A 7,114-nucleotide genomic window follows, 5' to 3' on the forward strand; every position below is an offset into this window, starting at 1 on the left:
TTTAGCGCACATCGACTGGCGCCGAAGGGGCGCGGGCTTGCCGGATACCGCGTTCAGCGGCCACGGAGCATGTGCGATTTCTCCGGATTACAGGCTCGAAGTCTGATCGCGAATATGGCACCAACCTGACGCCGTCGACCGCCCGATCGCCCCTTATGAAGCACCTGTTTTGGTAATTAGGGCAAACACGGGTCGCAAATATCCTGCAAAACCAACATTTTAGCGCCTGTTGCGTAAACGTCACATGAGTCCGGCGGACCAGCCCCTTTTCCTTTGTCCGTTAAAGCCTCTTTGTTACATTACGTGTCACCTTCGTTAAGAAGCAGGCAGGGACCGTCAACACACTGGCGCTAAGAACAGTGACCTTGCCAAAAGTCGCAAACACTCCTTGGAGATTCAATCAATGAAAAAGTCGCTTCTCGCTCTCGCCGCACTGGGCGCATTCGCAGGCGCCGCACATGCGCAGAGCAGTGTGACGCTGTACGGCATCATCGACGCTGGCTTCGCGTACAACAACAACAGCAACGGCCAAAAGCTGTACTCCATGAACAGCGGCAACCTGCAAGGTAGCCGTTGGGGCCTGCGCGGCACGGAAGACCTCGGTGGCGGTCTGAAGGCCATCTTCGTGTTGGAAGGCGGCTTCAACGTGTTCAACGGCCAGCTGGGCCAAGGCGGCGACCTGTTCGGCCGCCAGGCTTATGTCGGTCTGGGCTCGACGCAATTCGGTACGGTCACGCTGGGTCGCCAGTACGACTCCGTGGTTGACTACACCGGGGCATTCGAAGTCGGTAGCCAGTGGGCGTCGTACTTCGGCGCGCACCCGGGCGACCTGGACAACATGAACAACTCGAATCGCGTGAACAACGCGATCAAGTACACGAGCGCGAACTACGCCGGCTTCACGTTCGGCGGCCTGTACAGCCTCGGCGGCCAAGCTGGCCAGTTCAACCGCAACCAGATCTGGTCGGTTGGTCTCGGCTACTCGCAGGGTCCGCTGCAATTGGGCGCGGGCTACTTGAACGTCAAGGACCCGAACTACTCGTTCTTCGGCAACAACGCCACGAGCCGCAACGCTGCCACGACGCCTACGGCTTCGAACATGTCGAGCCGCGTGTACTCGGGCTTCGCATCCGCCAAGACGCAGCAAGTCATCTCGGCTGGCGGTGCTTACACGTTCGGCGCAGCGACCATCGGCGCGACGTATAGCAACACGCAGTTCAAGGACGTCAACAACGAAGCAGGCGCTGGCCTGAACCCGGCTGGCTACACGGGCGGCTCGGGCAAGTTCCATAACGCCGAAATCAACTTCAAGTATCAGCTGACCCCGGCCCTGCTGCTGGGCGTGGCATATGACTACACGAAGGGTTACGGCCTGGCCGATGCCAAGTACCACCAAGGCATGCTCGGCGCGGACTACTTCCTGTCGAAGCGCACGGACGTGTACATCGACGGTATCTACCAGCACGCAAGCGGCACGGATTCGTTGAACCGCCCTGCGGTTGCGAACATCAACGGCCTGTCGGCGTCGTCGACGTCGAACCAGGTTGCCGCTGTTGTCGGTATCCGCCACAAGTTCTAATAAGGTCGTAACAAAGCAGTACGCACTGAAAGGCGCCTTCGGGCGCCTTTTTTTCGTTCCGCTGCGGGCAACAAAAAAGCCTTCGCATCTCGCGACACGAAGGCTTTTCGCTTTGGACGATGCAGCCGCTACGCGCGGCCGTCGCGCAATTCCCGCCGCAAGATCTTGCCGACATTGCTCTTCGGCAACTCGTTGCGGAACTCGATCATGCGCGGACGCTTGTAGCCGGTCAGCCGTTCCCTGCAGTACGCGATGACATCCGCTTCCGTCAGGCTCGCATCCTTGCGCACGATGAAGAGCTTCACCGCTTCGCCCGACGCCTGATCCTTCACGCCCACAGCGGCAACTTCGAACACGCCGGGCAGCATCGCGACAACATCTTCAATCTCGTTCGGATACACGTTGAAGCCGGAGACGAGAATCATGTCCTTCTTGCGATCGACGATCTTCACGTAGCCGCGCTCATCGAGCACGCCGACGTCGCCTGAGCGGAAGAAGCCGTCGGGGGTCATCACCTTCGCGGTTTCGTCGGGACGATTCCAGTAGCCCGCCATCACCTGCGGGCCGCGAATGCAGATCTCGCCGGGCTGGCCGAGCGGCACTTCGTTGTTGTCGTCGTCGCGGATGGAGATTTCCGTGGACGGAAGCGGCAAGCCGATCGTGCCCGTGTATTCGGTCGACGTCACCGGATTGCAGGTCACGCACGGCGAGGTTTCGGACAAGCCGTAACCCTCGACGATCGGCACGCCGGTCGCCGCGAACCAGCGCTTCGCGACGGCTTCCTGCACGGCCATCCCGCCGCCGTTCGCAGCGATGAGCTTCGAGAAATCGAGCTTGTTGAAGTCTGGATGATTCAACAACGCGTTGTAGAGCGTGTTGACGGCCGGGAATGTGTTGATGGGAACGCCCTTCAGTTCCTTGATGGTTCCGGCGATATCTCGCGGGTTCGGTATCAGCACGCCAAGGCCGCCGGTACGGATCGTGAGCATGCCGCAGACCGTCAGCGCGAAGATGTGATAAAGCGGCAGCGCGACCACGCAAACGAACTGATCGATGTCGGGACGGCGCTTGCGGGCCGGGTCGAGCCACACTTCTGACTGCAGCGTGTTCGCGATCAGATTGCGATGCGTGAGCGTCGCGCCTTTCGCGACGCCCGTCGTGCCGCCGGTGTACTGCAGGAACGCGACGTCATCGGGACTTTGGGTGACCGGCTGGAGCGTGCCGCGGCCGCCTTCGCTCAGCGCTTCGTTGAATCGGACGCTGCCAGGCAGTTTCCACTCTGGCACCATCTTCTTCACGCTGCGCACGACGAAGTTGACGAGAACCCCTTTCAAACCCATGAGATCGCCCATCGCCGCGACGACGATATGTTTGATCGCCGTGTTCTTGACGACCGCCTGCAACGTGCCGGCGAAATTCTCCAAAATGACGATTGCTTCCGCGCCGCTGTCCTTGAGCTGATGCTCGAGTTCGCGCGGCGTGTAAAGCGGATTCACGTTGACGACGATGTAACCCGCGCGCAATACCGCCGCGATCGCGATCGGATACTGCAGCACGTTCGGCATCATCAGCGCGACGCGCGCGCCCGGCTTCATTCCTCGCTTCTGGAACCACGCGGCCAGCTTTCTCGACATCGCGTCGAGTTCGGCGTACGTGATCGGCTGGCCCATGCACACGAACGCGCGGCGATCGCGATTCGCGCGAAAGCTGTCCTCGAGCAGCTCCGAAACGGACCGATACGCGGATGGATCGATCTCCGCAGGCACGCCGGCCGGGTAAGACTTCAGCCAGGGTTTCTCCATACGGCGTCTCCTTTATATGATTTTAGAATGATCGTGCGGAAACGAGATCCTAGCTTTTCGGCCGGTCTCCGACAATCGGGTTAGACGCCTTCCACCAAACCCGTCCGAGTCCGCCGCTCCGAAGCTTGTCAATGCATTGGCTCCACTTCCACCAGGCAGTCGTAAAACGTCGCCGAGCCCCCGAGGTCGGTCAGCGCCTGACTCGTCACCTGATTGGCGTTGCGGCCATCGGGAGACAACTTCTTCCACCAGATCGACAAGCCGACGACGACGCCTTCGCGCGCGCGGTCCGTCACGCGCGCGCGGGCCTGCATCGAACCGCGATCGTTGAAGATGCGCACGACTGCGCCATCGGCGATGGCGCGCGCTTGCGCGTCGGCGGGGTGAATATCGAGATGCGGTTCGCGCTCCGCCGCCCGCAGACTTTCGATGTTCACGAAACTGCTGTTCAGGAAGTTGCGCGCGGGCGGCGAAATCATCGCGAGCGGATAGCGGGCCGCCAGATCCGGCGATCCGTCCGCAGATTCGTACGGCGGCAGGTAATCGGGCAACGGATCGAGACCTTCGCGTTTCAGGCGCTCGCTGTAGAACTCGCATTTTCCCGACGGGGTGCGGAACCCGCCTTCGGCCAGCGGCGCTTCCGCGATTCCGAGCTTCAGCCAGCCGGACGCCTTCAACGTGTCCCAGCTCTGACCTTCGAGCGTCGGGTCGTTCCAGCGGAATGCCTTCGATGCGATCTGCTCGTCGGTCTCGAAAAGCGCCGGCTCGGTAAGGCCCAGGGCGCGTGCGAGTCCGCGGAATATTTCAGTGTTCGGGCGCGCTTCGCCGACGGGTGGAATCGCCGGCAGATTCGCCATTACGTGCGTGTGCCCGTAGGACTTGTGGACGTCGAGATGCTCGAGCTGCGTCGTCGCGGGAAAGACGAGGTCCGCGTAATCGGCGGTATCTGTCTGGAAGTGTTCGAGCACGATCGTGAACAGATCCTCGCGCGCGAAGCCCGCCTCGACTTTCGCCGAATCGGGCGCGACCGCAACGGGATTCGAGTTGTAGACGATCAGCGCTTCGATCTTCGGCCCGAATGCTTCGTCGCCCGGATGCAGCAACGCGTCGCCGATCGCGTTCATGTTGATCGCGCGCGGAAGCTTCGAGGGCCAGCCCGGCAGCAAATCGGGACGCTCGAGCGCGCTGCCGTCGATCGGCGCCCAGCCGGACGACGAAAGCAGCAGGCCTCCGGCGCGCTCGCGCCACGCGCCAGTCAACGACGGCAAGCAAGCGATCGCCCGCACGGCATTGCCGCCACCGCGCACGCGCTGCATGCCGTAATTGAGGCGAATTGCGGCCTTCTTCGTCGATCCGAAAGCACGGGCGAGTTCGATAACGACCTTTTCGTCGATGCCGCAGATCTGCGCCACGCGCGAAGCCGGATACTGCGCCGCGCGCGCCGCAAGTTCATCGAAGCCGACGGTATGCGCGCTCACATACTCGTGATCGATGAAATTCTCGCGGATCAACACGTCGATCATGCCGAGCGCGAGCGCGGCGTCGGTGCCCGGGCGCAACGCGATGTGCTGATGGCACTTCTCCGCCGTGAGCGACTTGTACGGATCGATCGCGATCAGCTTCGCGCCACGACGCTTTGCCTCCTGCGCGCGCGTCCAGAAGTGCAGGCTCGACGCGATCGGATTCGCGCCCCAGATCAGAATCAGCTCGCTCTCTTCGTAATACTCCGAATGCATTCCGAGGCTCGCGCCGTACGTGTAACGCAGGCCGGCGGCGCCCGCGGCCGCACAAATCGTGCGTTCGAGTCGCGATGCGCCAAGCACGTTGAAGAATCGGGCAGCGACGCTTTCGCCTTGCACCAGGCCCATCGTGCCCGCGTAGCTGTATGGAACGATGGCTTCAGGCGCGCGCCGGGCGATAGGCTGCAGGCGTTCGGCGGCGAGTCGCAATGCTTCGTCCCAGCCGATCGGCTCAAATCGGCCCTCGCCCTTTTTGCCGATTCGACGCAACGGAAACAGAAGACGATCCTTGTGATGCGTACGCTCGGCATAGCGCGTGACCTTTGTGCACAACACACCTTGCGTCGGTGGATGATCAGGTTCGCCGCTGACTTTGACCGCTTTTCCATCCTTGACCGTTACGCGCATCGCGCAAGTATCGGGGCAATCGTGCGGGCACACGGCTCGGGCAAACTCGGCTGGAGCGTTCATCGGAAAGTCCGTAAATCGAAGTAAAAGCGGCAGATGACGGAATTCTATTACGGCCGCTATGCGATCGACCGTCCGATGGCGCAAATAGCGGCGGCGTAGAATGGAACGAGCAGGCGCGGTCAATACGCGCAATCCGAATTCAAACGTGAGAGCAGTTGAAATGAATCTGATCCCAGAAATCGAAGCATCGCACGACGAGATCAAGACGCTCCGACGAACGATCCATGCCCATCCCGAATTGCGCTATGAAGAGGTTGGCACCGCAAAACTGGTTGCCGAGAGCCTCGAAAGTTGGGGAATCGAAGTACATCGGGGATTGGGCAAGACGGGCGTCGTCGGCGTGCTGAAGCGCGGCGCCGGTAGCGCCTCGATCGGGCTGCGCGCGGATATGGACGCGCTGCCCATTCAGGAATTGAACACTTTCGGACATCGATCGACGAACGACGGCCGTATGCATGCCTGCGGCCACGATGGTCATACGGCGATGCTGCTCGGCGCGGCGAAATATCTGGCCAAGCACGGCAAATTCGATGGGACGGTCGTCTTCATCTTCCAACCGGCTGAGGAAGGCGGCGCCGGCGCGAAGGCCATGATCGAAGATGGTCTTTTCAAGCGGTTTCCGGTCGATGCGGTGTTCGGCATTCACAACTGGCCTGGCATTCCGGCGGGGCATTTCGGTGTCGTCGAAGGGCCGATCATGGCTTCGAGCAACGAGTTTCGCATCGCCATTCGAGGAACCGGTTCGCACGCGGCCCTGCCATATAACGGGCGCGATCCCGTTTTTACGGCGGTTCAGATCGCGAACGGGCTTCAGAGCATCATCACGCGAAGCAAGAAGCCGATCGATACGGCCGTGCTTTCGATTACCCAGATTCACGCTGGCCAGGCTGCCAATGTGGTGCCCGATCAGGCTTGGCTCGGAGGAACTGTGCGTACTTTTACGGTGGAGACGCTCGATCTGATCGAGGCGCGCATGCGCAAAATCGCCGATGCAACCGCAGCGGCCTACGACTGCGAGGTGGAAATTCATTTCCACAGAAACTATCCGCCGACGATCAATTCGCCTGAAGAGGCAAGATTCGCGGCGGAAGTTATGGCAGAAGTGGTGGGCAAGGATAAGGTCGATAGCGCCGTCGAGCCGACGATGGGCGCCGAGGACTTTTCGTTCATGCTTCTCGAAAAGCCCGGATGTTATGCGTTTCTAGGTAACGGCGACGGCGGGCACCGGGAGCAAGGACACGGCGCGGGGCCGTGCATGTTGCACAACGCCAGCTACGACTTTAATGATGATTTGTTATCGATCGGATCGTCGTACTGGGTAAGACTGGCGGAGAAATTCCTCGCCCGTTGATGGTCGCCGTTACGCCTCTGCTGGCTTGATTGCGATTTAGATTTTCACGTCCCAACGCAAAAACCCCACCTTTTTGGGGTGGGGTTTTTGTTTGAAGCATGAGGAGCCTGACGATTACCTACTTTCACACGGGTATCCGCACTATCATCGGCGTGGAGTCGTTTCACGGTCC

At 60.8% G+C, this 7,114-nt stretch carries 4 protein-coding genes; 2 read left to right on the forward strand and 2 right to left on the reverse strand.

What is annotated here, in order from left to right:
• Window positions 1-403: 403 nt before the first annotated feature.
• On the forward strand, window positions 404-1,579 hold the full coding sequence (locus NCS02_RS12305; RefSeq protein WP_008343007.1) for a porin: 1,176 nt from the start codon (window positions 404-406) through the stop codon (window positions 1,577-1,579).
• A gap of 128 nt (window positions 1,580-1,707) precedes the next feature.
• Here the strand turns inward: NCS02_RS12305 and NCS02_RS12310 are convergent, their stop codons facing one another.
• Window positions 1,708-3,381, reverse strand: a complete 1,674-nt coding sequence (locus NCS02_RS12310; RefSeq protein WP_250480691.1) for a long-chain fatty acid--CoA ligase — start codon at window positions 3,379-3,381, stop codon at window positions 1,708-1,710.
• A 128-nt stretch (window positions 3,382-3,509) separates the two neighbouring features.
• Window positions 3,510-5,591, reverse strand: coding sequence for a molybdopterin-containing oxidoreductase family protein (locus tag NCS02_RS12315; RefSeq protein ID WP_250523155.1), 2,082 nt, complete (start codon window positions 5,589-5,591; stop codon window positions 3,510-3,512).
• A gap of 160 nt (window positions 5,592-5,751) precedes the next feature.
• On the opposite strand from NCS02_RS12315, the gene NCS02_RS12320 reads away from it, so the two are divergent.
• Window positions 5,752-6,942 carry a M20 aminoacylase family protein gene (locus tag NCS02_RS12320; protein ID WP_250523156.1) on the forward strand — a complete coding sequence of 397 codons (1,191 nt, stop codon included), beginning with the start codon at window positions 5,752-5,754 and terminating at the stop codon, window positions 6,940-6,942.
• The last annotated feature ends 172 nt before the right edge of the window (window positions 6,943-7,114 follow it).

Origin of the sequence: Caballeronia sp. NCF2, from assembly GCF_023631205.1 — a bacterium.
Taxonomy (GTDB): Bacteria; Pseudomonadota; Gammaproteobacteria; order Burkholderiales; family Burkholderiaceae; genus Caballeronia; species Caballeronia zhejiangensis.

Bases quoted from the DNA above. Each gene is read 5' to 3' on its own strand.
- NCS02_RS12305 (WP_008343007.1), top strand. From the start codon at position 404: ATGAAAAAGTCGCTTCTCGCTCTCGCCGCACTGGGCGCATTCGCAGGC.
- NCS02_RS12310 (WP_250480691.1), bottom strand. From the start codon at position 3,381: ATGGAGAAACCCTGGCTGAAGTCTTACCCGGCCGGCGTGCCTGCGGAG.
- NCS02_RS12315 (WP_250523155.1), bottom strand. From the start codon at position 5,591: ATGAACGCTCCAGCCGAGTTTGCCCGAGCCGTGTGCCCGCACGATTGC.
- NCS02_RS12320 (WP_250523156.1), top strand. From the start codon at position 5,752: ATGAATCTGATCCCAGAAATCGAAGCATCGCACGACGAGATCAAGACG.